Raw genomic sequence first — 23,601 nt, forward strand, 5'->3', positions numbered from 1 at the left:
GATTGGGGGCAACATGGCACAAATTATTGCGATTGCAAACCAAAAAGGTGGTGTAGGTAAAACCACAACCGCAGTAAATTTGGCGGCATCTTTAGCTGTGTTAAAAAAACGTGTTTTGCTGGTCGATATGGATTCGCAAGGCAATGCGACCATGGGGTCTGGCATTCAGAAGAATGACCTGCTTTATTCGGTCACGGATGTACTGCTGGGTGAAGTGCCGATAGAAACGGCGATCTCTAAAGCGGAAGTTGGTTACAAGGTTCTTGGGGCAAACCGCGATCTGGCGGGCGTTGAGCTGGCGATTGCAGAGCAGGAAGGGCGTGAGTTCATTTTGCGGGATGCATTGCAGGAAATTGAATCTTCATTTGACTATATCATTGTCGATTGTGCACCGAGTCTTAGCTTGATTACTGTCAATGCTTTGGCAGCCGTGGATGGTGTGCTGATTCCAATGCAGTGTGAATACTATGCACTGGAAGGTCTGGCTGATTTAACCCAGACCATCGACCGGATTCAGCAAGCATTGAATCCAGACCTGCAAATTGTTGGTGTATTACGCACCATGTACGATGCACGTAATGCCTTAACCCGTGACGTATCTGAAGAATTAGAACAATATTTCGGTAAAAAACTGTATGAAACCGTGATTCCACGGAACATTCGTCTGGCAGAAGCGCCGGCACATGGGTTGCCGGTGATTTATTTTGAAAAAAGCTCAAAGGGTGCAGTTGCTTACTTAAATCTGGCAGCTGAAGTATTAAAGAAAAGCAAAGTGAAAAAAGGAAGTAAAGCATGACCGTCAAGAAACGTGGACTCGCCAAAGGTCGTGGCTTGGATGCCTTGCTAGGCTCAATTCAAAAAGAAAAATTACAACTTGAAGCCCAAGGTCTTGATCATGGTCAGTTGAAACAGATTGATGTGAATTTGCTCAAGCGTGGTGAATATCAGCCACGCCGTTATATCAATGAGCAGGATTTGCAGGAACTGGCGGCATCAATTGAAAAGCATGGCATCATGCAGCCCATCGTGATCCGTCCGGTTGACGATGAACGCTATCCATACGAGATTATTGCGGGTGAACGTCGCTGGCGTGCTGCACAGCTGGCGGGTTTGACCGAGGTTCCTGCGATTGTACGTGATCTGAATGATCAGGTTGCGATTGCACTGGCCTTGATTGAAAACATCCAGCGTCAGGATTTGAATCCGATTGATCAGGCGATGGCCTTGCAGCGTTTTCATGAAGAATTTGGCTTAAGCCATCAGGAAATTGCAGATACCGTGGGTAAAGCGCGTACGACAGTGAGTAACCTGCTTCGCCTGCTCAGCCTGGCTGAAGAAGTAAAAGATTTTATGCAGCAAGGTTTGCTGGATATGGGACATGCACGTGCGATCTTAACCTTGAAAGCTAAAGATCAGCTTAAAGTCGCAGATATCGTGATTGAAAAAAGTCTGTCTGTTCGTCAAACCGAGCAGTTAGTCCGTGATTTCAATACACCTAAACAAGAAAAAGTAAAAGAAGCGGTAGCACCAGATATTCAGCAATTGACCCAGCGTCTTTCAGAGCGTTTCAGTGCAGATGTTAAAATTGACTATAACAAGCAAGGTAAAGGAAAACTGGTTATTAGCTATCACTCTTTAGAAGAACTTGATGGCATTCTTTCTATTTTAGAAGATGAATAATTTATCTATTTTTTATTGGGGAATAAATTAGATGTGGGAATTGGTTAAAGCAGGTGGCTGGCTCTTGCTGCCATTGGTCTTGTGTTCTATTTTTATGTTGGCGATTTCGATCGAGCGCCTGATTCGTCTGAAAAAGAACGTAGTACTTCCGTCGATCCTGTTGATGGGGCCTTCGCAAAATACAGCACAAGTCATGCAAAAAATGAATCAAAGTGCGGCCTTAAAGCAAAGTACTTTGGGCCGGGTATTTACTGCGGGCTATACTAGTAAGCCGCAGGGTGAACAGTATGCGCGTGCGCAGATGGAGGTGGCGGCGTCACAGGAAATCGGGTATCTGGAAAAAAATATTAATTTTCTGGGTACGCTGAGTGCAGTTGCACCCTTACTCGGTTTGTTGGGGACTGTACTTGGGATTATTGAGTCTTTCCTGATGATCGATGTGGGAACTGGAAGTGATCCGGTATTGATGATGCCGGGTATTTCCAAGGCGTTGATTACCACAGCAGCCGGTATGCTGATTGCAATTCCTGCACTGTTTGCTCACCGTTATTTCCAGCGCTTGGTTCAGGAATATGTGGCTGAACTTGAACAGCAAGCGACTTTGTTTCATGCGGATCTTTTTTATCGCAATCATGCAGACATAGACCAAGACATGCAAAAAGCCAGCTAGGAGGCGGATGATGAAATTCAAACGCAACCAGGTGGAAGATGTACATATTAATCTGACACCGATGATTGATTGTCTGCTGTTTATTCTGGTCTTTTTGCTGTTATCGACGACTTTTAGCCAAATGAGCCGAATGAATCTGACCTTGCCGGATGCGCAGGGTGTACCGCCTAAAAGCTATGATCAGAAAGTTGAAGTGATTGTGGATGCCAATGGTCATTACGCAGTCAATGGTCAATCCTTGGCCAGTAAGGAAGTCGCGGATTTAAATACTGCAATTAAACAGATTTCTAATGAACGCCGTGATTTAATGTTTGTCATTGCAGCTGACGCAAAAGCCAGCCATCAGGACGTGATTCGTGTCATGGACGTGGCCGGTCAGCTCGGATTTGTAAATATTAATATCAGTACCAAAGTACCCACCCGAGGTTATTAGTGAAGCACGATTTTAAGGTCTATCTTCGCCTTTTAAGTTATTTAAAACCGTTTTGGGGCATTGCATTGCTTGTCCTGTTGGGTTTTTCTATTAATGCGGCTACGGAAGTTTCTGTCGCTAAATTACTGGAATATATTATTGAGGCGATTCAAAATAAAGACCAGAGTTTCACATCACTTTTCCCGTTTTTAGTGGTCATACTCATGTTCTTCCGGGGCTTGGGTTTGTTCATGGGTGGATATTTTACTGCGGTAATTTCCCGGAATCTGGTATTCAATATCCGTCAGGAAGTTTTTGCAAAATTGCTGCGTTTACCTTCCCAGTATTATCTGGACAATACCAGCGGGCATATTACTGCCAAAATCATGTATAACGTTGAACAGCTAACCGCTGCTTCAACTGAAGCCCTAAGAACCTTGTTGCAACAAGGTTTGATCACCCTGGCATTATTAGGCTACCTGTTGTATACCAACTGGCGTCTGACCATGTGTATCCTGATTTTTGCACCCGTCATAGGTTTTATTATCAGTAAAGCTGCAAGACGGATGCGTAAATTATCGCAACAAGTACAAGACACCATGGGTGATGTGAACCATGTAGTGCAGGAAACGGTGAATGCCAACCTGATCGTCAAAGGTTTTGGCGGGCAAAGTTCTGAGCAGGAACGCTTTAAACAGAACTCGCTTGAAAACTTGCGTCGTGGCTTGAAAATGGTCGCTGTGCAACAGTTGAATAGTCCTGTCGTTCAGTTGATCATGTCCATTTCACTGAGTATCGTGATGTTTATTGCCTTGCGCCCACAAATCTTGGGTGACACCTCTGCCGGTGAATTTGTTGCTTATATTACTGCGGCGGGTATGCTGGCAAGACCAATCAAAGCCTTGACGGATATCAATGAAAAGATTCAACGGGGTATGGCCGCAGCACATTCAGTATTTGAATTGCTGGATATGCCTGAGGAAAAAAATACCGGGACGTTGACTGATAGCCTAAAAGGCGATATCGAGTTTAAAGATGTTAACTTGATTTATGATGATGGCCATCATGCCATTCATGAATTTAATTTACAGGTCAAGGCCGGTGAAACAGTAGCGCTGGTAGGACGTTCTGGTGCAGGAAAAAGTTCTCTGGTGAATCTGCTGGTGCGTTATCAGGATGCAACTTCTGGGCAGATCCTGCTGGATCAGAAACCGATTGAAGATTTTGAAATTACCGCCTTGCGAACCCAAATTGCCATGGTGAACCAGCAAGTAGTACTGTTTAACCGAACTGTGCGGGAAAATATTGCTTATGGTCAGCTTGAAGGTGCCTCCGATGAAGATATTATCGCGGCAGCAAAGGCAGCCTATGCGCATGATTTTATTATGGCATTGCCGCAAGGTTATGATACTCAGCTGGGTGCCCAGGGTTTAAACCTGTCTGGTGGCCAGCGTCAGCGCATCGCGATCGCACGCGCAATTTTGAAAAATGCCTCTATCCTGATTCTGGATGAAGCGACCAGTGCGCTGGATAACGAGTCGGAATACTTTATTCAGCGTGCCTTTGATAAAGCCATGCAGGACCGTACGACCATCGTAATTGCACATCGTCTATCGACGATTGAAAACGCGGATCGTATTGTGGTTATGGATCAGGGCCGTATTGTTGAGCAGGGCAGTCATGCCGAACTGATTACGCTACATGGTGCTTATTATCAGTTGCATCAGCGTAACTTTGAGGAACAGTAACTCATGGCATTAGCACAAATCATTCAGGATGCTTGGAATGCACAGGCAAAGTGGCTGGTGGTGCTGCGTCCTTTGTCATGGTTGTATCGCCTGGGTTTTGTCAGCAATCACTGGCTTTATCAAAAAGGCATTAAAAAAAGTTATAGTGCACCAATTCCCGTTATGGTAATTGGTAACATCACAGTCGGTGGTAGCGGTAAAACACCTTTGTTGATTCATCTGGTGGATTATTTAACCGAGAAAAATGTTCGGGTAGGCGTGATCAGTCGAGGCTATGGCGGCCAAGGTCCATTTCCTGCCTATGTCGACTTTAATACCTTGCCGGAGATTGTCGGAGATGAGCCTGCCTTGATTGTACAGGCAACAGGCGTGCCGATGGCAGTTGGTCCCAACCGGCAGAAAAGTATCGAGTTATTGCTGCACAAACATGAACTGGATCTGATTATCTGTGATGATGGATTACAGCACTGGGCCTTGAACCGCCAGATTGAGTGGATTGTGCTGGATAATAATCGCGGTCTGGGTAATCAGAAACTGCTTCCAGAAGGCTATCTGCGCGAACCTGTAACACGGCTAAAAACCGGAACCGTAATTGAGCATTCGGCTAACCCAAGCTCTGAACTGCATATGCATCTGGCTGCATCACAGCCTTATTTGCTTAATCAGGACAGCACTAAAATCTTTAACCCTCAAGCGGCTTTTTATGCGGTAGTCGGCATTGGCTTTCCACAGCGGTTTTATCAGACCTTGCAAAATTTAGGCATAGAACAATTTCAGTGTCATGAGTTTCCAGACCATCATGACTATGACATTGAAGATTTACAGTTCGATGATAACAATCCGATTATTACCACTGAAAAAGACGCAATAAAAATTATGGCGCTACTTAAACAATATCCAGATTTTAAACAGGATATCTGGGTGGTGCCAGTCGATGCAGTCCTATCGCCAGCCTGCTATACAGTTTTGCAGCAACAGTTACAACAATACGGCATTCAAATTTCTTAAGGCTCATTCATTATGAAACACATTGTTATTCCTGCACGTTTCGCCAGTTCACGTCTGCCGGGTAAACCGTTGCTGGAAATTCATGGTCGTCCCATGATTCTGCGGGTAGTGGATCAAGCCAAAAAAGTGCAAGGTTTTGATGATCTGTGTGTGGCCACCGATGATGAGCGTATTGCCGCTGTTTGCCGTGCTGAAGGCATTGATGTGGTGATTACCTCGGCAAATCATCCTTCAGGCACAGACCGATTGAGTGAAGTGGCTCGAATCAAAGGCTGGGCCAGTGAGGACATTATTGTCAATGTACAGGGGGATGAACCTTTACTGCCGGCGCAACTGGTAAAACAGGTTGCTCAACTCTTGGAAGATCAGCCTGAATCTTCCATGTCGACGCTATGTGAGCCGATCCATCAACTGGATGAATTCAAACGCGACAGCATTGTAAAAGTCGTAATGTCAAAACAGCAGCAGGCACTGTATTTTAGCCGTGCTACCATTCCTTATGACCGTGATGGCGCGAAACTCGCTGAACCGAAGCTGCATGATCAGGCCTATCGTCATTTAGGTCTATATGCCTATCGGGTAAAACTGTTGCAAGAATATGTGACCTGGGAAATGGGTGTGCTGGAGAAACTGGAATCTCTAGAACAGTTACGGGTACTGGAAAATGGACACCGTATTGCCATTGCGGTGGCTGAAGCCAATTTGCCGCCAGGGGTAGATACCCAGGAAGATCTGGATCGCCTGAATCAGATGGATCTTTCCCATTTTGCCTAAGAAGAGTCAAATACATGCCTTTTGATGTCAATGCACATATCTATCCATGGCAGCAACAGGTTTGGGAAACCCTGACCGGGCGCTTTCCCAAGCTTGGACATGGTTTATTGTTTTATGGAAAAAAAGGCTGTGGTAAAGAAGCGTTTACCCAACAGTTTCTGGCTTGGGTGTTATGCCTGAATCGTCAGCCTGCCGGGCCATGTGGTGAATGCAGTAGCTGTCAATGGTTAAAGGCAGACACCCATCCCAACTATGTGCATATCAGTACCGATGACGACAATAAAAAACAGAATGCCAAAATCAAGATCGAGAAGATTCGCGATCTGCTGCCTTTTGTGCAACAGACTGTAGATGGCTGGCGCGTGATTGTGATTGAGCCGGCAGAAGCCTTGAATATTGCCTCTGCCAATGCCTTACTCAAAACACTGGAAGAACCCGGTGATAATACGGTCATTATTTTACTGGCGAATCATTATTTAAAATTGCCCGCGACTATACGCAGTCGTTTGCAGCATTTTGCTTTGGACCGGATTTCCGCAGAACAATTTAGCGATTATGTCCAGAATCAGCTCCCAGATGCAGGTGCTAGCCAACAACAGTTATTGATGAACCTGTCCAATCAGATGCCGTTACAGGCACTAGAGGTTGCACAAAGTGCCTGGCTGCCACTACGTCAGGAATTCCTGCAAGACTGGCAAAAACTGGTCATGCAAAAAAATATGCCGATGGCAATTGCGACCAAATGGAATAAAAACCTGAATTTTGGTGACTTTGCTCAAATGTTTGAATACTTGTTGTCCGATTTAATTTGTGTCAAGCTAAATCAGACGGTGAAAAACATTGACCTTGAATTCAATGTACTTGCCGAACAATATTCATTAGAAGCACTTTTTAAAATTTATGAAGATTTTCAGCGCGCTAAACAATTCCTTGAACAGAATGTCCAAAGCAATCTGGTTATTGATGAATTGTTTATCAAACTGATGAATCTTTAATTAAGGGGAAATCACATGCAACCACGTATGGGCGGTATTATTCAGGCCAATATTCCTGACATCGAAACACTGTTTGCCAGCTATATGCCTTATGTTGTGGGTGGTGGGCTTTTTATTCCTTCCAAGCAGCCGGTCAAACTGGGCGAAGAGGTTTTTGTATTGACGACTTTGCCTGACCAGACCCAGAAAATTCCTTTAACCGGTAAAGTCATCTGGGTCTCGCAAAAGCAGAATGGTATCAAGCCACAAGGCTTTGGCATCCAGTTAAGCGGTGAAAAAGGCGTTTATTTTAAAAATGAAGCAGATCGTCTGGTTGCAGGTCTTAAATCTGAAGGACGTAAAAGTTACACTATGTAGTTAATTTACCCTTGGTAGGAACGCATCGTGTTTGTAGATACTCATTGTCATTTAACCCTGCTTGATTTGACACCATATCATGGTGATCTGGATCAGGCATTGGCTCAGGCTCGTGAAGCCGGTGTTTCCAAATTCATGAGTATCTCGGTCGATCTGGATGATCATATCGAGCTGGCCAAAATTGCCGCGCGTCATGCAGATGTCGGATATACCGTTGGCGTACATCCTTGCGAAGATGCTGCAACCATGGCGCGTGCCACGACTGAATATCTGGTCGAACTGGCGCAACCGGAGAAAGTCTGGGCACTCGGTGAAACAGGTCTGGACTATTATCACAGTACCGATTTTATTGCAGAGCAAAAAGCCTGTTTCGCCCGGCATATCCATGCGTCACAAATCACCAAAAAACCTGTAGTCGTTCATACCCGTTCCGCTAAGCATGATACCGTCGATATTATTCGCGTGGAAAAATCTACGCATGGCATCCTGCACTGTTTTACCGAGGACTGGGAAACCGCTAAAGCAGTACTGGATTGCGGCTATTATGTGTCATTTTCCGGAATTGTTTCATTTAAAAATGCGCAGGATCTGCGTGATGTCGCCAAACAGGTTCCGCTGGATCGTGTGCTGATTGAAACCGATAGTCCTTATCTTGCGCCAATGCCGTATCGTGGCAAATCTAATGAGCCTAAATACGTTCCTTATGTAGCCAAAGCGCTTTGCGATGTATATGATAAGTCGCTAGAAGAAATGGCTTTTATCACAAAGCAGAACTTTGAAAATCTTCTGAATTTAAAGTAAATAAAGTTATATAAAGTACAAAGAGAGTTTATAGGGTGAAGATGGATCGTCAGGCTCAGTTTCGAGCAAGAGAAACCTTGATTTTTCAAGTTGCAGAACAGCTCCTGTTGGAAAATGGTGAAGCAGGAATGACGCTAGATGCGCTGGCTGCCGAGCTTGATCTGGCCAAAGGGACACTTTATAAACATTTTCAGAGTAAAGATGAGCTGTACATGCTGCTGATTATCCGTAATGAGCGCATGTTGCTGGAAATGATTCAGGATAGCGATAAAGCCTTTCCTGAACATCTGGCCTTCTTTATGCTGCATCATTTACATCATCCGGAACGAACCGTGCTGTTTCATCAGATTGAAGAACGCCTGTCGACGACTGGGGTTGGAATCCAGCACCTTTTTAGCGAACTTTATCAGGTGCGCAAACAGCGTTTACGCCTGATTATCCGTATGACAGAAACTTATCTGGCTTCTATTAATAGCCGCATGTCAGTACGCGATTATCTGGCTTCGATCTGGTCGTTGACCCATGGTGCAGCTGCAATTCTTAATTCCAGTTTCTATCAGCGTTATTTGGGTTCGCGCGATACCTTGCGTGTAGCCTATATCGATCAGGCACTGGCTTTGCCTAAGCAGGTACATTCAGCCGAGCAGTTTGCCTAAGGTTGTCCTATGATCAGATCACCTCACAGTGCAGTTCGTGGCTTTACCTTAATCGAATTGATGGTGGTGATTGTGATTATGGGAATTATGGCTTCACTAGTGCTGCTGAATACCAGTGGTGTCGATCAGCGCAAAGCGATGCAGGCACGGGAAATTTTATTGGTGGACTTGCAACGGGTGCTACGCGAGGCTAATGACCAGTCCAGAATACTCGCGCTTGATATTCAATCAGCGACAGATGTCACGCCATTTCGCTATGGAATTATAGAATATCGTTCGGCAGCGCAGACTGAACCGAACCTGCAAAATGAGAAATGGCAAAGTTATGCAGATTTTAAATTGCGCAGTTTGCCTGATCATGTTTCCTTTCAGATTCAGGCACTGGAACAGCAGCGTTATGCCAGGGCACAAAACCGTGATCTGACTCAGGCAAATTCACCTCAATTGATCTGGCTCGGCAATGGTGAAGTCAAACCGGTGCGGATTCAGTTCTTTTTAGAAGACCGTGAAGTGGGTGCTGCGATTGAGATTGATCATCTGGGTAAAATCAATGAAATCTAGATATTTCAAGCAGAGCGCTGGGTCTGGTGTAATCAAGTTGTTTAAGGCGAGTGTTCATGGATTTGATCATGTGTGCTGCAAGCATAGGACTTCGTCTTGCGCTGCTATCGGACTTTCTTGCGCGACAATGTCGCTCAGGTCGAGTGTTACTCGACTTAATCGTGCCTCAGGTTTTACCTTATTGGAAGTTATGGTCGCCTTGGCAATTTTTGCGACCGCAGCTATGACCCTGACCAAAGTCGCGATGCAATATACCCAGTCGACCTCGAATGCCATTCTACGTACCAAAGCACAGTTTGTTGCCTTGAATGAAGTGGCACAAATGGAAATCAATCAGGAATGGATGGAAGGCACGGCTTCCAAACAGCTGACCCAGCAAGGTGAAAACTGGCAGATTGACAAGCGTAGTGAGCCGACGGTCAGTCCGAATGTCCAGCGAATCGAATTACAGATTAGTCTGGTTAATCAGGACAGTGGTCAGGTTGAATCTGGCATCAGCAGTCTGATGTTCTTTAATCATCGCATGAACAATACCCCATGAAGCCTAAAGGATTTACCCTAGTTGAATTAATGGTCGCAATTGCGATCTTTGCGGTGCTGTCTGCTTTGGGCTGGAAAGTTTTTGATTATATTGTCAAAACCAAAGATCAGAATGTGATTCATGAACAGCGTCTAGGTCAGTTACAACAAACCTATCAGCAGATTCTGCGAGATACCGTACAGGCAGTACCCTTAACGGCCAATATCAATGGGGATATTCAGCCGGCTCTGGTGCTGCAGAACGGACGCTTTAATTTCAGTAAAACCGGGGTAACTGATCCTTTGGAAGAAGGGATTTCCCCAGATGAGCGCATTGAATATCAGTATCGAGCCGATGAGCAGAAGCTTTATCGCCTGAAATACCGGAATCTGAATCAGACAGGTCAAGATCAGCCCGAATCCAGTGTTTTATTGTCGGAAGTGGAACAATTTCAGATCATCGTACTTAATCCGAATGAACTCACGCAATGGCCGGATGCTTCTGCTGATCTGAATCAGTTAGAGCATAAACAGCGTTTGCCTAAAGGGATTAAAATCAATTTAACCGTGAATGGTGTAAGTTATGAATGGATGTTCAGTTTATTGAATACGGACTTTTTGCTTGATACTCAGAACACCGGTCAACCCAGCTCAGAATAATAAGAAATGAAAATGAATAAAGCGATCATGATCAAGCAGCAGCAGGGCATTGCACTGATTACCATTCTGGTGATGGTAGCGCTAGCGACTATTCTGGCGGCTACGATTGCGCAACGTCAAGCTGCAACTGCTGAAAGCACTGCCTATTTGATGCGACAAAACCAGTCCTTAATGTATGCCAAAAGTGCTGAGGCCTTTTTTTCTGAATTGCTGGTCGATGATGCTGAAAATGCCGTAAAGGTCGACCATCTGCAGGAAACCTGGGCGCAGCCCATGCCAGCTTTTCCGGTAGATGACGGTTATGTCTCCGGAATAATACAGGATGAATCAGGCAAGTTTAATTTAAATAGCCTGATTACTGCCGAAGGCGCAGTCAATGAAAATGCCAAAGCATGGTTCGAGCTGATTCTAAAACGTGCCGGTTTGCCGGCACAGCTCAGTGAAGCAGTCATTGACTGGCAGGATGCAGACGAGCTGGTCAGTGGAGGTATGGGCGCCGAATCTAACTATTATCAAGGCTTGCCCAATGCTGCTTTGCCGCCGAATGCAAAATTTCATAGCCTAGAAGAGTTAAAGCTGGTACGCGGTTTTGAAGAGAATAAATATAAGTTGATTGAACCGTATCTCAGCGCTGCACCGGTGCAGGAGAGTTCGGTCAATATTAATACGACTTCAGCTTTTCTTTTGGCCAGTATGGATGAAAAGCTGGATGTGAATGCAGTGCAGCAATTGCTGGATCAGCGTCAGGCTAATTTGGAGCACTTTTCCAATGTATCTGATTTGTGGTCACTGGAGCCTTTTGCTCAGGTCGATGCGGACAAGCGTAATTTGTTTAACAGTCTGCTTGGGGTGCAATCCAATTATTTTAAAGCCCGAATCGAAGTGGTTTTAAGTGAGCGTAAGCGCCAATTTAGTAGTGATCTGGTTCGTCAGGACAAACAGGTTTATGTGGCATATCGCAGCATGGCGCCATTTTAATTTTAGCTCATGAGTTGTACAGGCTGGATAAGCGCAAATGCCGGGCTGATGCCTTTTCCCTATCATGCTAAGCAGCAAAATTAATCCTCAAAGCTTTACTTTTGCTTTATAATCAAAATTAATTCACCTATTTTTTGACGACATTACGGCATATGTTAATTCGTAAGTTATTTAAGTTTGAGAATGCTCATATTGTGCGTAACTGCACGTCAGATCGCTGTAAGCGTTCGATCCATGGCCATAGTTATAAAGTCGAGTTATTGCTAAAAGCCTCGAAGCTAGATCATGGTCAAATGGTCTATGACTTTGGTCTGCTTAAAGGTGTGATTAAGGATTTCTTTGATTCTTTCGATCATGCCATCTGCTTTTGGAAAAATGACGATCCGGAATATATTCAGGCCTGCAAGAATTTCAGTGCGCGCTGGGTGTCTTTGCCGGTATCGCCATCAGCAGAACAGTTTTCACGTATTTTCTTCTTTCTGGCACAGCAGGTGCTGGCATCGACCGTGACTCAAAATGGTGAAGGCGATGTCGAAGTCTATTCTGTGATTGTGCATGAAACCGACACCGGCTATGCACAAAGCTTTTTAGAAGATATTCAAAATGAACAAATGGGCATCCTTAGTCTGGAGCAACTTGAGTTCTCTGAACAAGTGCAGGCTGAATGGACAGATCCGGACATGTTTGCCAAGCTCAAACAGGGCACACCATTTCATAACCCTACAGTAGATTTACAGGTACAGATTTAAAGTCTGCGTGACTTTAAATCCATTGACATAGATTTAGGATTGAAGAATGTCTTTAAATGAACAGCAACTGGCCAAGCTGAATAAAGTTCAGCTGGATGAAAGCTGGAAATATGGATTGAGTGAATTTTTGCTCAGTCCGAAAATGGATGAATTAAAAGCATTTCTCGTTGAAGAAAAAAAAGCAGATAAAATCATTTATCCTCCCAATCATCTGATTTTTAATGCGTTAAATACCACGCCGCTAGATCGGGTAAAAGTGGTAATTTTGGGGCAAGATCCTTATCATGGCCCAAATCAGGCGCATGGATTAAGCTTTTCCGTGCAAAAGGGGGTTGCATTACCACCATCTTTGCGTAATATTTTTCATGAGTTACATGCTGATGTTGGGGTTGAAAGACCGAAGCATGGTGACTTGACGCATTGGGCAGAGCAGGGTGTGCTTCTGTTAAATGCAGTACTGACCGTCGAAGCAGGTCAGCCAACTTCGCATCAGAAGCGCGGTTGGGAAGAATTTACCGATCACGTCATTGATGTATTAAATGAACAGCGTGAACATATTGTCTTTATTCTTTGGGGCGCATACGCACAGCGTAAAGGACAGCGCATTAATCAAGACAAGCATCTCGTGTTAAAGGCAGCACATCCATCGCCTTTGGCAGCAAACCGTGGTGGTTTTTTTGGTTGTAAAGTATTTTCAAAATCGAATAACTACCTCAAACAACATGGCATTGAGCCTATAGATTGGCAGCTGGACGCATGAAATATTCTCCCCTTACTAAACATTATCATCCGGATTTGATTGTTGAAGAAGCGCACAATGGTTGGCGTATCGTTCGTTTAAATCGCCCGAAATCTTTGCATGCTCTCGATGAATCGATTGCTTCCGCACTTCTGGAAGTATTTCAGGACTTTCATCATGATGATAGCGTCAAAGCCATCTGGCTGGATTCAACCACACCGAAAGCGTTCTGTGCGGGTGGGGATGTGCGTAAGCTGCGTCAGTTAGTGATTAATGATGAAGTCGCGGCTGCCAATAAATTCTTTGAACAAGAATATGCACTCGATCTGTTACTGCATAATTATGCCAAACCCGTTTTAGTCTGGGGTGAAGGTTATGTGATGGGTGGTGGCTTGGGCTTGTTTATGGCGGCGCCTTTCCGTTTAGTGACGCCATATTCACGTTTGGCAATGCCTGAAATCAATATCGGTTTGTATCCAGACGTGGGTGCAACCCGCTTCTTGGCAGATCGTGGTGCGATTGGTCTATTTACCGGCTTGACCGGTTCAATCATGACTGCTGCGGGCGCTTACGGGATTGGCTGGGCAACGCATATTTGTGATGCACAGCGTGATTCAGTTTTGGATAAAGTCATTAATATTGACTGGGAGCATTATCCTGCAGGTGACTTCCGTGCCATTGATGACACCCTGAATAGTATGCACCGTCCGGTCGGCCCGGGACCGTTGCAAAACTCTCTGGATGTGATTCATAGTGTTTGCCGTGGTGTCAACTTTGAGCATGATTATGAGTCGATTATTGGCCTGAGTGACGCACGCAGTGACTGGTTGCGTCAGGCCAGTGAAAACCTGAAAAAAGGTTCGCCAACTACTGCAGCCTTGACCTGGCTATTGTGGCAATGGGGTAAGCAGATACATTCCTGGAATGAAGTTTTCGAACTGGAAGTTCAGATCTCAGACTGGAAAATTCGTCATCATGACTTTGTTGAGGGTGTACGAGCACGTCTGGTCGACAAAGACCTTAGTCCTGAGTGGAAAAAAGGTGCAGATATGAGCTTGAAAGGGATCCTGTGTGGGAATCCTCCAGTTACGACTATTGAAAGCTGGAATGAGCTGCTCAAGCATTATGGTGTGATTTAAGCTTCAATGTCCGAAACACAATTTACAGATGAATACTGGATGCAGCGTGCTTACGAGCAGGCTGCACTTGCTGCTGCACAGGGAGAAATTCCTGTGGGGGCAATTATCGTCAGTCAGAATCAGATCATTGGCCAAGGATTTAATGCGCCCATCTCGTTGAATGATCCGACTGCGCATGCCGAAATTGTTGCACTACGTGATGCCTGTCAAAACATCCAAAATTATCGGTTACCTGATGATGCGGTGCTCTATGTGACTCTTGAGCCGTGCACCATGTGTGTCGGTGCACTGGTGCATTCGCGGGTTTCGCGAGTGGTATTTGGTGCATTTGAAGCGAAAGCGGGTTCATTGGTGAGTGCGCGTCAACTGTTTGAAACCGGTTATTATAATCACGTATTTCCTTTCCAGGCAGGCTGCATGCAGCAGCAATGTTCTGAACAGCTGAGTGCATTTTTTAAGTTGCGCCGCGAGCAGAAACGAGAACTCAAGTTACAAGAAAAGTTATTAAATACGCAGAAATAAATCTGCTTTATCCGCTAAAATTTGCTTACTTTCAAATATCTGCAATCTTCAGGAACAATAATGAACAGCATTCAAGTAAAAAAAGAATTTCCGGCAGCGCTTGATGATGTCTTTGATTTAATGTCTAAGCATGCCACCTATAATATTGCCTTCGCGCCGATGCAGGTCGAACGAATCAAGGATTCTGCGGATGCTGAATATCCAGATGGACTCGGTTCAGTGCGTGCAATGGGTGTGGGGCCAGTGAAGCCGCTGAAAGAACAAATTACCTTGTTCGAGCCAAATAATCGCATCGAATATCAGATTATTAAAAATCCATTGATCAAGCATCATTTAGGCATTATTGAATTTGAAGCACTGGCTGATGACAAAACGTTAGTAACTTATACGATTGAATTGCAGGCACGTGCGCCTTTTGTGAGTAAATTAATCCTTGCACAGTTACAGGCAGCGATTAAACTAGGCCTGACAAAACTCGCAAAATCTGTTTAAACAACAACGGGAAAGCAATGACAGTTCAAATTATTACCATTGATGGTCCAAGTGGGTCTGGCAAGGGCACGTTAGCAGCGAAACTGGCTGCACATTATCAGTTTCACTTATTGGATTCTGGTGCTTTATACCGCCTTTTGGGTTTGTCATTGCATCACCATGATTTGCTGGATTCGCTAGACACGAAATTGCCAGAATGCGTACAAATCGCAACAAATTTAGATATCCAGTTTGTCAGTACCGACACCGGGGTGCAGGTGTGGCTGGATGGTGAAGATGTGTCCCAAACTATTCGAACTGAACGGGTAGGAGAGTTTGCTTCAAAAGTTGCAGCAATTCCTGAGCTTAGAACAGCGATGGTTTCACGTCAGCATGCCTTTGCACAGGCGCCTGGTCTGGTAGCAGACGGACGTGATATGGCGACAAGTATCTTCCCGGACGCTCAGGCAAAAATATATTTGACGGCCTCGGCTGAATCACGCGCGCAAAGACGTGTAAAGCAGTTGCAGGGCATGGGGCTGGATGTTAAAATAAGCGACATTTTAGCTAATATCATCGCTCGCGATAAACGAGATACGGAACGCGCTGTCGCTCCACTCAAGCCTGCGGATGATGCTTACATTATTGATAGTTCAGATTTGAATATCGATGAAGTATTCCAGCTGATGACCACTTATGTGGATCAGCAGTTAGCAAATTAACCCAATTTTATCAGCAAACGCATAGCTTGATCAGTTTTATATGGACTATGTAGATGCTTAATTAAACCGGCCTTGTCTGATCCAAGACCGCTGACTTTATCGGAAATATCATGACCGAATCTTTTGCAGCCCTCTTTGAAGCAAGCGAATTAAACCTCAACGTTGAAAAGGGTGCAGTTATCCAGGGCGTTGTAGTAAGCATTGACTCTGATTGGGTAACTGTTGACACTGGCCTTAAATCTGAAGGCGTTGTTGACCGTGCTGAGTTCTTAAATGAACAGCGCGAACTTGAAGTTCAAGTTGGCGACACTGTAGACGTAGTTGTTGAAGCACTTGACAACGGTATGGGTCAAACAGTTCTTTCTCGCGAAAAAGCTAAACGCGCAGAAACTTGGACTAAACTTGAAAAAATCTTTGAAGACGGCGAAATCGTTACTGGTGTTATCTCTGGTAAAGTTAAAGGTGGTTTCACTGTTGACATCGGTCCAGTACGTGCGTTCCTTCCAGGTTCTTTAGTTGATACTCGTCCTATTCGTGATACTACTCACCTAGAAGGCAAAGAGTTAGAATTCAAAGTAATCAAACTTGACGCTAAACGTAACAACGTTGTTGTTTCACGTCGTGCTGTTATGGAAGCTGAATCTTCAGCTGACCGTGAAGCTCTTCTTGCTCAGCTTGAAGAAGGTCAAACAGTTACTGGTACGATCAAAAATCTTACTGACTACGGCGCATTCGTTGACCTTGGCGGTATTGATGGTCTTCTTCACATCACTGACATGGCTTGGAAACGTATCAAGCACCCTTCAGAAGTTGTTGAAGTGGGTCAAGAAGTTACTGTTAAAGTACTTAAATTCGACCGCGAACGTAACCGTGTTTCTCTAGGTCTTAAACAGCTTGGCGAAGATCCATGGTTAGCGATCATGAACCGTTACCCTAAAGGTTCAATCGTTAAAGCGCGCGTAACTAACCTGACTGACTACGGTTGTTTCGCTGAAATCGCTGAAGGCGTTGAAGGTTTAGTACACGTTTCAGAAATGGATCACACGAACAAAAACATCCACCCATCTAAAGTTGTTCAGATTGGTGACGAAGTTGATGTTATGGTTCTTGAAGTTGATGAAGAACGTCGTCGTATTTCTCTTGGTATCAAACAAACTCGTGCTAACCCATGGGAAGAGTTTGCTAAAGATCACGACAAAGGCGAAAAAGTTTCTGGTACGATCAAATCTATCACTGACTTCGGTATCTTCATCGGTTTGCCAGGCGGTATCGACGGTCTAGTTCACTTGTCTGATATTTCTTGGAACGAACAAGGCGAAGAAGCGATTCGTCGTTACAAGAAAGGCGACACTGTTGAAGCAGTTATCCTTTCTGTAGACGCTGAAGGCAACCGTATCAGCCTTGGCATCAAGCAAATGAACAACGATCCGTTCAATGACTTCCTTGCTGCTAACGAACGCGGTGCGTTGGTTAAAGGTACTGTAACTGCAGTTGACGCTAAAGGCGCGACTGTTAAGTTAGCTGACGAAGTTGAAGCGACTTTGAAAGCATCTGAAATCAATCGCGATCGCGTTGAAGATGCAACTAAGTTCCTTGAAGTTGGTCAAGAAGTTGAAGCGAAGATCATCAACGTAGATCGTAAATCTCGCGCAATCAACTTGTCGATCAAAGCGAAAGACGAAGCTGAAGAGAAAGAAGCAGTTGCTAACTTGAAAACAGCTCCAGCTGCTGGTCAAGACAATGGTCCTAAGACGATTGGTGACCTGATCAAAGCTCAAATGGGTAACTAAGTAAGCGTTTGAATTGTATTGTTAATGTAAGTTAACTAATACTTTTTATACAAATACTGTAAACGGTAGCGTAGTATTTAATTATTGCGCTACCGTTTTGTATTTAAACAGGTTATTATCGGGAAATAGATCCCAAGTAGCTTGATAATTAAAGAGGTCGCAGATGACTACTGAAGCACTTAATAAGTCTGACTTAATAGAGCGTATTGCGTTAAAAAATCCGCATTTGGCTGAGCCTTTAGTGGAAGAAGCAGTTAAAATTATGATTGATCAAATGATAGAAGCATTATCAACTGACAATCGTATCGAGATTCGTGGATTTGGTAGTTTTGCATTGCATCACCGTGAACCGCGCGTAGGTCGTAACCCTAAAACTGGTAAATCAGTAGAAGTGGCTGCAAAAGCAGTTCCGCACTTTAAACCAGGCAAGGCACTTCGTGACGCTGTGAACGAGTCTGCACAAAAATAATTGTAAATATTTTGCGGGGTGTTCATGCGTTACGTTCTGGTCATTCTTTTATTGGTACTGTTTGGTTATTCATTAGCTTTAGTTTTGCAAAACGGTACTGAATTGTCAGTGGACTTGTTATTTACTCAAGTTCCCGCAATGCGCCTGGGATTATTACTTCTCCTCACATTATCTTTAGGTGTCGTTTTGGGCCTGTTATTGGGCGTTCAGATCTTCCGGGTTTTTCAGACGAATTGGGAAATTAAACGACTGCGTAAAGACATTGAACATCTACGTAAGGAACAGTTGAATACAGCCAAGTTAATGGCCGCTGAAGCAGCAGCCCATACCCGGCATGAAAAAACTGTATTAGATATTACCAATGAAAATCAAAGCCCATTATAATGGGCTTATTTTTTGCCTATATGAAGGGGTAATCTCTTGAGTATCATCGTCGCACTAGATGCCAAAAGCCAATTTGATGCCTTAGCCATTGCAGAACAGTTAGATCCTGCCTTGTGTCGACTTAAAGTTGGTAAAGAGTTATTTACCCATGAAGGTCCAATTATTGTCAAAGCACTTCAAGATAAAGGCTTTGATGTATTTCTGGATCTGAAATTTCATGATATTCCAAATACAACAGCACAGGCAGTATGCGCGGCAGCAGATTTGGGTGTGTGGATGGTCAATGTGCATGCCTCAGGTGGCCGCAAGATGATGGAAACCTGTGTAGAGCGTTTGCAAGCGGGTAATTATAAAACTCAGTTGATTGCAGTGACTGTATTGACGTCAATGGGCCGTGAAGACTTGAAAGATATTGGTCTGGATATTGAGCCAAATGAGCATGTAAAACGTCTGGCACAACTGACAAAAGACAGTGGTCTAGATGGGGTGGTTTGCTCAGCTCAAGAAGCGAAAATGTTACGTGAAACGATTGGAAAAGACTTTGCATTAGTGACACCCGGCATTCGTCCAGAAGGGTCGAATGCAGATGACCAGAAACGTATTGTGACACCGAAACAGGCAATGCTAGATGGCTCAACACATCTGGTAATTGGTCGCCCGATTACCCAGTCTAAAAATATGCGTCAGACTTTGAAAGATATTTTGGCAACGCTTTAATACGGTTTGAATGACAAAAAGCCTTTCAGTCGAAAGGCTTTTTTTATATATTGAAAAAATGGTTATAAAATAAAAAGGAAAAATGATGACTTCATCTGAACCACAATTAGAAAAAGTACAGAATGACGTGATTCAAAATATTCAACAGGCGGAACAGCTTAAGCAACAAGAATAGCAACAACAGCAGGCAAGCTCAGCAGATCGGACAGCGGGGATCGATGTGGTCAGTTTGGCATCTGATGCCATCAGTCTTGCTTCGGATGTTATTGAAACAGTAGGCGATGCCTTAAGTGATATTGATTTAAGTTTTAGTCAGCCCTCCCGGCCTTCTTGCTTGTGCTTCGTTTTAAGATTCTGGTTTAGAGCTTACTCAAGGAGGAGAGGTCCCTCTTTATAAAAAAGGGATTTAGTGAGATTGAGAAAGCGATAAAACAATTAAATCGCTGCCAGTACACTCACCGTGACTGGTGCTAACAGTGACAAAATAAAACCACTGACCATAGCATGTGGAATAAAATCATGCCCGCAAGCCTGTTTAACCATCGGTAAAGTCACATCCATTGCAGTTGCCCCCGCGGCGGAAATGGCCGACCTTGGATATCTCCAGCCCAGACAATACATCAGTAAGATGGCGAAAATTTCTCTAAACAGGTCATTCATTAGCGCGATACTGCCGAGTTCTGCATTTCTGAGTTCTGTCACGACAACGCCTGACATTGAGTAAAATCCATAGCCTTGTGACAGCATGATCAAATCTTTCAGACTGATGTCGGTGTTCCAGAATGAATAAAGCATGACCGCGAATAATGAACCGAAAATACAACCGATTGGAACTAAGAGAATTTTAAAATTTAACCAGGAACGATCTAAAGGTGAATAAGCCAGATCCAGGCCAATCATGAACATAAATACCAGCAACAAATGCCAGGTGCTGATTTGCAAGGATAGATCAAACAGACTCAAGCCCGCATGTAAAAAGTATCCACCTGCGAGAGCCAAAAAGGCATAGCTCATATTCAGCAAGGATTTAACTACCAGATCGACGGATACCCGACCAGAACTAGGAAGATAACCTGCCCATTTAAATAGTAGATAACAAAATGCAAAAGCACCGAGCGAAGTCAGAAAGGCAATACTGATCGACGTACTTAAAATCTGTAGGGGATGCTGTAATTCATCTACCAGTTGTGAAAATTCAAAGGCAATTGCAATCAATAAAACGTAGCTAAAATAGGGTAATAGCTTGAAACAGATTTTAATAATCGAAAGTGGAATTCGTTTTGCCATGGCAAAACCGAGTGCTAGACAGAATAAAAGCTGAAAGATAAGCCAAAGCGATTGCATAAATTTAATGGATTGAAAAAATTACCTATAAATTATGCCACCGCTTGATGTCAGATGGTAAAAAGCTTTTAGGCGACTTTATTCAATAATCGATAATCTGCGACATTTGGTTTTTTTGTTTTGAGCCAGTATTTCCAGGTATAAGTTGGCCATAAGGCAAAGTTCTTGCCGCCTTCCTGCTGATACCAGCTGACACAGCCAGATTGCCACACGGTCTTTTCAAACATATGTTGTACCTGCTGATTAAATGTATCTTGTGCCTGGTCTTTAACCATAATGGCATCGCTTTGGGATTGATCGACCAGTTGCATCAATTGCAAAATATATTCGACTTGTGCCTCAATCATAAAAATCACAGAGTTGTGTGCCAATAGGGTATTTGGCCCCGGTAACTGAAACAGGTTTGGAAAGTCTTTCACGCAAATTCCATAATAGCTTTCAGCACCTTGTTTCCACATTTCATTCAGTTCTACGCCATCAAGCCCGGTACATTGAAAATTCTTCATATAGATACGTGGATCGGTAATGAATCCGGTGCCATAAATCAGACAGTCAATCGGCCGCTCTTTTCTATCTTGTGTAATGATACTGTGTTCAGTCAGTTCCTGAATCTTCTCGGTCACCAGTTCCACATTATGGCGGTTAGACGTCGGGAAGTATTTATTTGAAACCAGAATACGTTTGCAGCCCATGATGTAATCGGGAGTTAGTTTTTTGGCCAATTCAGGGTTTTTGACCTCATATTTAATGAATAGTTCTGCCAGTTTTTGGGTGAATTTCATAATGCCCGGTTTGACAATCGGTACCACACGCGATTCATTTGACCAATACAGGCGGGCACGGTGTAGCTTTCTAAACCAGTCATATTTTTTGAAGAGTTTCTTTTCAAGATTCGGGTAGGCACGTTCATCCCGAGGAATGACCCAAGCCGCAGTACGTTGCATGACATACAGTTGTTTGCATTTCGGGGCAATTTCTGGAATATATTGAATGGCACTGCCACCTGTACCAATCGATGCGACATTTTTGCCAGTCACATCATAAGTGTGATCCCATTGCGCAGAATGAAAGACTTTACCTTGGAATTTCTCAATACCAGGAATATGTGGAATTTGGGGGATATGCAATGGCCCAGAAGCGAAGATAACGAACTGGGCTTCAAGGATACTTTGATCCTGTAGCTGTAATTGCCATAGACAGCGTTCTGCCTGGTAATGCGCTGCCAGTACCTCGGTATTTAAACGGCAAAAAGCACGCAGGTTATAATCGGTCACCAGATCCTGAATATAAGAAAATATCTCGGGTGCTTCCGCATAACGCTTGGACCAATTACTTTTTGGAGCAAATGACAAGGAATACAAATGTGATTGCACGTCACAGGCTGCTCCAGGGTACTGATTGTCCCGCCAAGTTCCGCCAAAATCGCTCCCTTTTTCCAGAATAATAAAGTCATAAATACCATGCTGTTGTAAACGTATTGCCATGGCAATACCGCCGAAACCAGCTCCAATAATGGCAACTTTGGTATGAGGGGGGGAGCGTGTAGCGGTGGCATGATCTAGCATTCGTACATTCCTTGTTTATTTTAATGTTGGATATTTATCGTAATTTGCTCCTAAACGATTAGACATAAAATTGATCTAAACGGCAATAGCCGACACATTATTTTTATAGTACAACTAGAGCAATCACATTGTATTTGTATGGTTATGAAACGTTCTGTTCTCAGTCTGATGTATTTGATTCAAGGGATGCGCAAGGCTGGCATGGAAGTCGATCAGAAACTGCAAAACATTGGACTGCGTGTAGATGCCTTTGATCCAAGCTCGGTGATCCATCCGAGTCTGGAACATGATGTGCTTAAGGTGGTAGGACAGGAAATCCAACCTGAACAGGGATTATTGATTGGCCAGCATTATGCTTTGGCAGGTTATGGTCCCTTACTCATGTTGCTGGTGACCAGTCCTACGGTACGTGATGCATTGAATCAGGTGATCCGTTTTCAGCAGTTGACGCATTTGACCGGTCAGTTGGCCTTGCAGCAAAGCGAGCATCATAGCGCGCTATGTTATCGAGCCAAGCAGCAGGATGATCATTTGAGAATGTTGCTGGCACAGGCAGAGATTTCCGGAACGTTTAAGTTTATCCGGGAAATCTACAAATTGATGGGCTTATCCAAACCTGATTTGCGGATCGAGTTGCCATTTGCCTATCCAGAAGATCTGAATACCTTAAAGGTCTACCATGATTATTATGGAACACAGGTACAGTTTGATGCATCTCGGGCAGCATTCTGGTTTGATGAAGCAGTGCTGGATATTAAAATTCCCTCTGCGGATGCGGTGACTTTTGCCGTCTATGAAGCCAAATGTCTGGCTGAACTGGAACGCTTGCAACAGGATGAGCAGACGCCGACTGTGGTGCAGCGCGTGCAGGATTATCTGGAGATCCAAAGCGGCCTGATGCCGAGCATGGCTGAAACGGCACAGGCGTTGAATATTCCGGAACGAACCTTGCGGCATCAGTTACAGCAGTGTGATACCAGTTATAAGCAGATTCGCGAAGAAATTATTAAAGATAAGGCTTTGCGACTGATTGAATACAAACAGTATTCGATTGAAATGATTGCAGAATTATTAGGCTATTCCGAGCCGGCTGCTTTTAACCATGCCTTTAAACGCTGGTTTGGGCAAAGTCCTCGGCAATATATAAAATAGCCTAAGCTTGTTTATGCCA

The 23,601-nt window shown here is 44.1% G+C and carries 28 protein-coding genes; 26 read left to right on the plus strand and 2 right to left on the minus strand.

Translation table 11 applies throughout. From position 1 onward, the window contains the following. Positions 1-13: 13 nt before the first annotated feature. The 25 genes from NI466_RS03765 to pyrF all read left to right on the plus strand — a co-directional run bounded on the left by NI466_RS03765 (position 14) and on the right by pyrF (position 19,521). The gene (locus NI466_RS03765; protein WP_004278889.1) at positions 14-796 is read left to right on the plus strand and encodes a ParA family protein; all 783 of its coding nucleotides are present in this window, start codon (positions 14-16) and stop codon (positions 794-796) included. Beyond that, positions 793-1,680, plus strand: coding sequence for a ParB/RepB/Spo0J family partition protein (locus NI466_RS03770; protein WP_004731487.1), 888 nt, complete (start codon positions 793-795; stop codon positions 1,678-1,680). Before NI466_RS03765 ends, NI466_RS03770 begins: the two co-directional genes overlap by 4 nt. 31 nt (positions 1,681-1,711) lie before the next feature. Continuing rightward, entirely contained in the window at positions 1,712-2,350 is a 639-nt protein-coding gene (locus NI466_RS03775) for a MotA/TolQ/ExbB proton channel family protein (RefSeq protein WP_253172784.1), read from the plus strand. Positions 2,351-2,360: 10 nt separating this feature from the next. Beyond that, positions 2,361-2,783, plus strand: coding sequence for an ExbD/TolR family protein (locus NI466_RS03780; protein ID WP_004278885.1), 423 nt, complete (start codon positions 2,361-2,363; stop codon positions 2,781-2,783). Next, positions 2,783-4,510 (plus strand): lipid A export permease/ATP-binding protein MsbA, encoded by a 1,728-nt coding sequence (gene msbA, locus NI466_RS03785; RefSeq protein ID WP_253172785.1) that lies wholly within the window; start codon positions 2,783-2,785, stop codon positions 4,508-4,510. The genes NI466_RS03780 and msbA overlap by 1 nt, the downstream gene beginning before the upstream one ends. A gap of 3 nt (positions 4,511-4,513) precedes the next feature. Continuing rightward, positions 4,514-5,518: a tetraacyldisaccharide 4'-kinase gene (gene lpxK / locus NI466_RS03790; protein WP_253172787.1), complete on the plus strand. Its 1,005-nt coding sequence runs from the start codon at positions 4,514-4,516 to the stop codon at positions 5,516-5,518. A gap of 12 nt (positions 5,519-5,530) precedes the next feature. Beyond that, positions 5,531-6,292: a 3-deoxy-manno-octulosonate cytidylyltransferase gene (gene kdsB, locus NI466_RS03795; RefSeq protein ID WP_253172789.1), complete on the plus strand. Its 762-nt coding sequence runs from the start codon at positions 5,531-5,533 to the stop codon at positions 6,290-6,292. A gap of 14 nt (positions 6,293-6,306) precedes the next feature. Beyond that, the gene (locus tag NI466_RS03800) at positions 6,307-7,287 is read left to right on the plus strand and encodes a DNA polymerase III delta subunit-related protein (RefSeq protein ID WP_005106565.1); all 981 of its coding nucleotides are present in this window, start codon (positions 6,307-6,309) and stop codon (positions 7,285-7,287) included. Between the two features lie 15 nt (positions 7,288-7,302). Beyond that, positions 7,303-7,644: a PilZ domain-containing protein gene (locus NI466_RS03805; protein ID WP_004278877.1), complete on the plus strand. Its 342-nt coding sequence runs from the start codon at positions 7,303-7,305 to the stop codon at positions 7,642-7,644. A gap of 27 nt (positions 7,645-7,671) precedes the next feature. Beyond that, positions 7,672-8,445, plus strand: coding sequence for a TatD family hydrolase (locus NI466_RS03810; RefSeq protein ID WP_253172790.1), 774 nt, complete (start codon positions 7,672-7,674; stop codon positions 8,443-8,445). Between the two features lie 41 nt (positions 8,446-8,486). Beyond that, complete coding sequence (locus NI466_RS03815; RefSeq protein WP_005252237.1) at positions 8,487-9,101, plus strand: TetR/AcrR family transcriptional regulator; 615 nt, start codon at positions 8,487-8,489, stop codon at positions 9,099-9,101. A gap of 9 nt (positions 9,102-9,110) precedes the next feature. After that, positions 9,111-9,662 (plus strand): type II secretion system protein, encoded by a 552-nt coding sequence (locus NI466_RS03820; protein ID WP_253172792.1) that lies wholly within the window; start codon positions 9,111-9,113, stop codon positions 9,660-9,662. Beyond that, positions 9,652-10,203, plus strand: coding sequence for a type II secretion system minor pseudopilin GspI (gene gspI / locus NI466_RS03825; RefSeq protein ID WP_374952684.1), 552 nt, complete (start codon positions 9,652-9,654; stop codon positions 10,201-10,203). Before NI466_RS03820 ends, gspI begins: the two co-directional genes overlap by 11 nt. Continuing rightward, positions 10,200-10,841: a type II secretion system minor pseudopilin GspJ gene (gene gspJ / locus NI466_RS03830; RefSeq protein ID WP_253172794.1), complete on the plus strand. Its 642-nt coding sequence runs from the start codon at positions 10,200-10,202 to the stop codon at positions 10,839-10,841. Before gspI ends, gspJ begins: the two co-directional genes overlap by 4 nt. 6 nt (positions 10,842-10,847) lie before the next feature. Further along, positions 10,848-11,819: a type II secretion system minor pseudopilin GspK gene (gene gspK, locus NI466_RS03835; RefSeq protein ID WP_253172796.1), complete on the plus strand. Its 972-nt coding sequence runs from the start codon at positions 10,848-10,850 to the stop codon at positions 11,817-11,819. Positions 11,820-11,971: 152 nt separating this feature from the next. After that, a complete protein-coding gene (locus NI466_RS03840; protein WP_044109536.1) occupies positions 11,972-12,568 on the plus strand; it encodes a 6-pyruvoyl trahydropterin synthase family protein in 597 nt (198 codons plus the stop codon). Between the two features lie 46 nt (positions 12,569-12,614). Then, entirely contained in the window at positions 12,615-13,328 is a 714-nt protein-coding gene (gene ung, locus NI466_RS03845; RefSeq protein ID WP_005247316.1) for a uracil-DNA glycosylase, read from the plus strand. Then, positions 13,325-14,446 carry an enoyl-CoA hydratase/isomerase family protein gene (locus NI466_RS03850; protein WP_148334422.1) on the plus strand — a complete coding sequence of 374 codons (1,122 nt, stop codon included), beginning with the start codon at positions 13,325-13,327 and terminating at the stop codon, positions 14,444-14,446. Before ung ends, NI466_RS03850 begins: the two co-directional genes overlap by 4 nt. Before the next feature lie 6 nt (positions 14,447-14,452). Continuing rightward, the gene (gene tadA / locus NI466_RS03855) at positions 14,453-14,968 is read left to right on the plus strand and encodes a tRNA adenosine(34) deaminase TadA (RefSeq protein WP_004278860.1); all 516 of its coding nucleotides are present in this window, start codon (positions 14,453-14,455) and stop codon (positions 14,966-14,968) included. 60 nt (positions 14,969-15,028) lie between these two features. After that, complete coding sequence (locus NI466_RS03860) at positions 15,029-15,460, plus strand: SRPBCC family protein (protein ID WP_004278856.1); 432 nt, start codon at positions 15,029-15,031, stop codon at positions 15,458-15,460. A gap of 17 nt (positions 15,461-15,477) precedes the next feature. Further along, a complete protein-coding gene (cmk, locus tag NI466_RS03865) occupies positions 15,478-16,161 on the plus strand; it encodes a (d)CMP kinase (RefSeq protein ID WP_253172797.1) in 684 nt (227 codons plus the stop codon). Between the two features lie 110 nt (positions 16,162-16,271). Continuing rightward, positions 16,272-17,951, plus strand: a complete 1,680-nt coding sequence (gene rpsA / locus NI466_RS03870; protein ID WP_005097313.1) for a 30S ribosomal protein S1 — start codon at positions 16,272-16,274, stop codon at positions 17,949-17,951. Positions 17,952-18,114: 163 nt separating this feature from the next. After that, complete coding sequence (locus NI466_RS03875) at positions 18,115-18,420, plus strand: integration host factor subunit beta (RefSeq protein WP_004278853.1); 306 nt, start codon at positions 18,115-18,117, stop codon at positions 18,418-18,420. A 24-nt stretch (positions 18,421-18,444) separates the two neighbouring features. Beyond that, the gene (locus NI466_RS03880; RefSeq protein ID WP_004278852.1) at positions 18,445-18,804 is read left to right on the plus strand and encodes a lipopolysaccharide assembly protein LapA domain-containing protein; all 360 of its coding nucleotides are present in this window, start codon (positions 18,445-18,447) and stop codon (positions 18,802-18,804) included. Between the two features lie 36 nt (positions 18,805-18,840). After that, positions 18,841-19,521, plus strand: a complete 681-nt coding sequence (gene pyrF, locus NI466_RS03885) for an orotidine-5'-phosphate decarboxylase (protein ID WP_004645455.1) — start codon at positions 18,841-18,843, stop codon at positions 19,519-19,521. A 435-nt stretch (positions 19,522-19,956) separates the two neighbouring features. Here pyrF and NI466_RS03890 read toward each other — a convergent pair whose 3' ends face one another. Further along, complete coding sequence (locus NI466_RS03890) at positions 19,957-20,865, minus strand: LysO family transporter (protein ID WP_253172799.1); 909 nt, start codon at positions 20,863-20,865, stop codon at positions 19,957-19,959. Positions 20,866-20,933: 68 nt separating this feature from the next. Next, positions 20,934-22,430 carry a flavin-containing monooxygenase gene (locus NI466_RS03895; protein ID WP_253172800.1) on the minus strand — a complete coding sequence of 499 codons (1,497 nt, stop codon included), beginning with the start codon at positions 22,428-22,430 and terminating at the stop codon, positions 20,934-20,936. A 144-nt stretch (positions 22,431-22,574) separates the two neighbouring features. Between NI466_RS03895 and NI466_RS03900 the strand changes: the two genes are divergently transcribed. After that, positions 22,575-23,582 carry a helix-turn-helix domain-containing protein gene (locus NI466_RS03900; RefSeq protein WP_004645451.1) on the plus strand — a complete coding sequence of 336 codons (1,008 nt, stop codon included), beginning with the start codon at positions 22,575-22,577 and terminating at the stop codon, positions 23,580-23,582. Positions 23,583-23,601 lie beyond the last annotated feature (19 nt).

The sequence above is a fragment of the Acinetobacter lwoffii genome, assembly GCF_024129595.1.
GTDB classification, from domain to species: domain Bacteria; phylum Pseudomonadota; class Gammaproteobacteria; order Pseudomonadales; family Moraxellaceae; genus Acinetobacter; species Acinetobacter lwoffii_O.

Excerpts from the sequence above, each read along its gene's own strand:
- gspI (WP_374952684.1), top strand. The coding sequence starts at position 9,652 with ATGAAATCTAGATATTTCAAGCAGAGCGCTGGGTCTGGTGTAATCAAG.
- NI466_RS03765 (WP_004278889.1), top strand. The coding sequence starts at position 14 with ATGGCACAAATTATTGCGATTGCAAACCAAAAAGGTGGTGTAGGTAAA.
- gspK (WP_253172796.1), top strand. The coding sequence starts at position 10,848 with ATGAAAATGAATAAAGCGATCATGATCAAGCAGCAGCAGGGCATTGCA.
- kdsB (WP_253172789.1), top strand. The coding sequence starts at position 5,531 with ATGAAACACATTGTTATTCCTGCACGTTTCGCCAGTTCACGTCTGCCG.
- NI466_RS03900 (WP_004645451.1), top strand. The coding sequence starts at position 22,575 with ATGAAACGTTCTGTTCTCAGTCTGATGTATTTGATTCAAGGGATGCGC.
- NI466_RS03820 (WP_253172792.1), top strand. The coding sequence starts at position 9,111 with ATGATCAGATCACCTCACAGTGCAGTTCGTGGCTTTACCTTAATCGAA.
- NI466_RS03840 (WP_044109536.1), top strand. The coding sequence starts at position 11,972 with ATGTTAATTCGTAAGTTATTTAAGTTTGAGAATGCTCATATTGTGCGT.
- cmk (WP_253172797.1), top strand. The coding sequence starts at position 15,478 with ATGACAGTTCAAATTATTACCATTGATGGTCCAAGTGGGTCTGGCAAG.
- NI466_RS03805 (WP_004278877.1), top strand. The coding sequence starts at position 7,303 with ATGCAACCACGTATGGGCGGTATTATTCAGGCCAATATTCCTGACATC.
- gspJ (WP_253172794.1), top strand. The coding sequence starts at position 10,200 with ATGAAGCCTAAAGGATTTACCCTAGTTGAATTAATGGTCGCAATTGCG.
- NI466_RS03775 (WP_253172784.1), top strand. The coding sequence starts at position 1,712 with ATGTGGGAATTGGTTAAAGCAGGTGGCTGGCTCTTGCTGCCATTGGTC.
- NI466_RS03780 (WP_004278885.1), top strand. The coding sequence starts at position 2,361 with ATGAAATTCAAACGCAACCAGGTGGAAGATGTACATATTAATCTGACA.
- ung (WP_005247316.1), top strand. The coding sequence starts at position 12,615 with ATGTCTTTAAATGAACAGCAACTGGCCAAGCTGAATAAAGTTCAGCTG.
- NI466_RS03875 (WP_004278853.1), top strand. The coding sequence starts at position 18,115 with ATGACTACTGAAGCACTTAATAAGTCTGACTTAATAGAGCGTATTGCG.
- lpxK (WP_253172787.1), top strand. The coding sequence starts at position 4,514 with ATGGCATTAGCACAAATCATTCAGGATGCTTGGAATGCACAGGCAAAG.
- tadA (WP_004278860.1), top strand. The coding sequence starts at position 14,453 with ATGTCCGAAACACAATTTACAGATGAATACTGGATGCAGCGTGCTTAC.
- NI466_RS03890 (WP_253172799.1), bottom strand. The coding sequence starts at position 20,865 with ATGCAATCGCTTTGGCTTATCTTTCAGCTTTTATTCTGTCTAGCACTC.
- NI466_RS03880 (WP_004278852.1), top strand. The coding sequence starts at position 18,445 with ATGCGTTACGTTCTGGTCATTCTTTTATTGGTACTGTTTGGTTATTCA.
- NI466_RS03860 (WP_004278856.1), top strand. The coding sequence starts at position 15,029 with ATGAACAGCATTCAAGTAAAAAAAGAATTTCCGGCAGCGCTTGATGAT.
- NI466_RS03815 (WP_005252237.1), top strand. The coding sequence starts at position 8,487 with ATGGATCGTCAGGCTCAGTTTCGAGCAAGAGAAACCTTGATTTTTCAA.
- NI466_RS03895 (WP_253172800.1), bottom strand. The coding sequence starts at position 22,430 with ATGCTAGATCATGCCACCGCTACACGCTCCCCCCCTCATACCAAAGTT.
- NI466_RS03800 (WP_005106565.1), top strand. The coding sequence starts at position 6,307 with ATGCCTTTTGATGTCAATGCACATATCTATCCATGGCAGCAACAGGTT.
- NI466_RS03770 (WP_004731487.1), top strand. The coding sequence starts at position 793 with ATGACCGTCAAGAAACGTGGACTCGCCAAAGGTCGTGGCTTGGATGCC.
- NI466_RS03850 (WP_148334422.1), top strand. The coding sequence starts at position 13,325 with ATGAAATATTCTCCCCTTACTAAACATTATCATCCGGATTTGATTGTT.
- rpsA (WP_005097313.1), top strand. The coding sequence starts at position 16,272 with ATGACCGAATCTTTTGCAGCCCTCTTTGAAGCAAGCGAATTAAACCTC.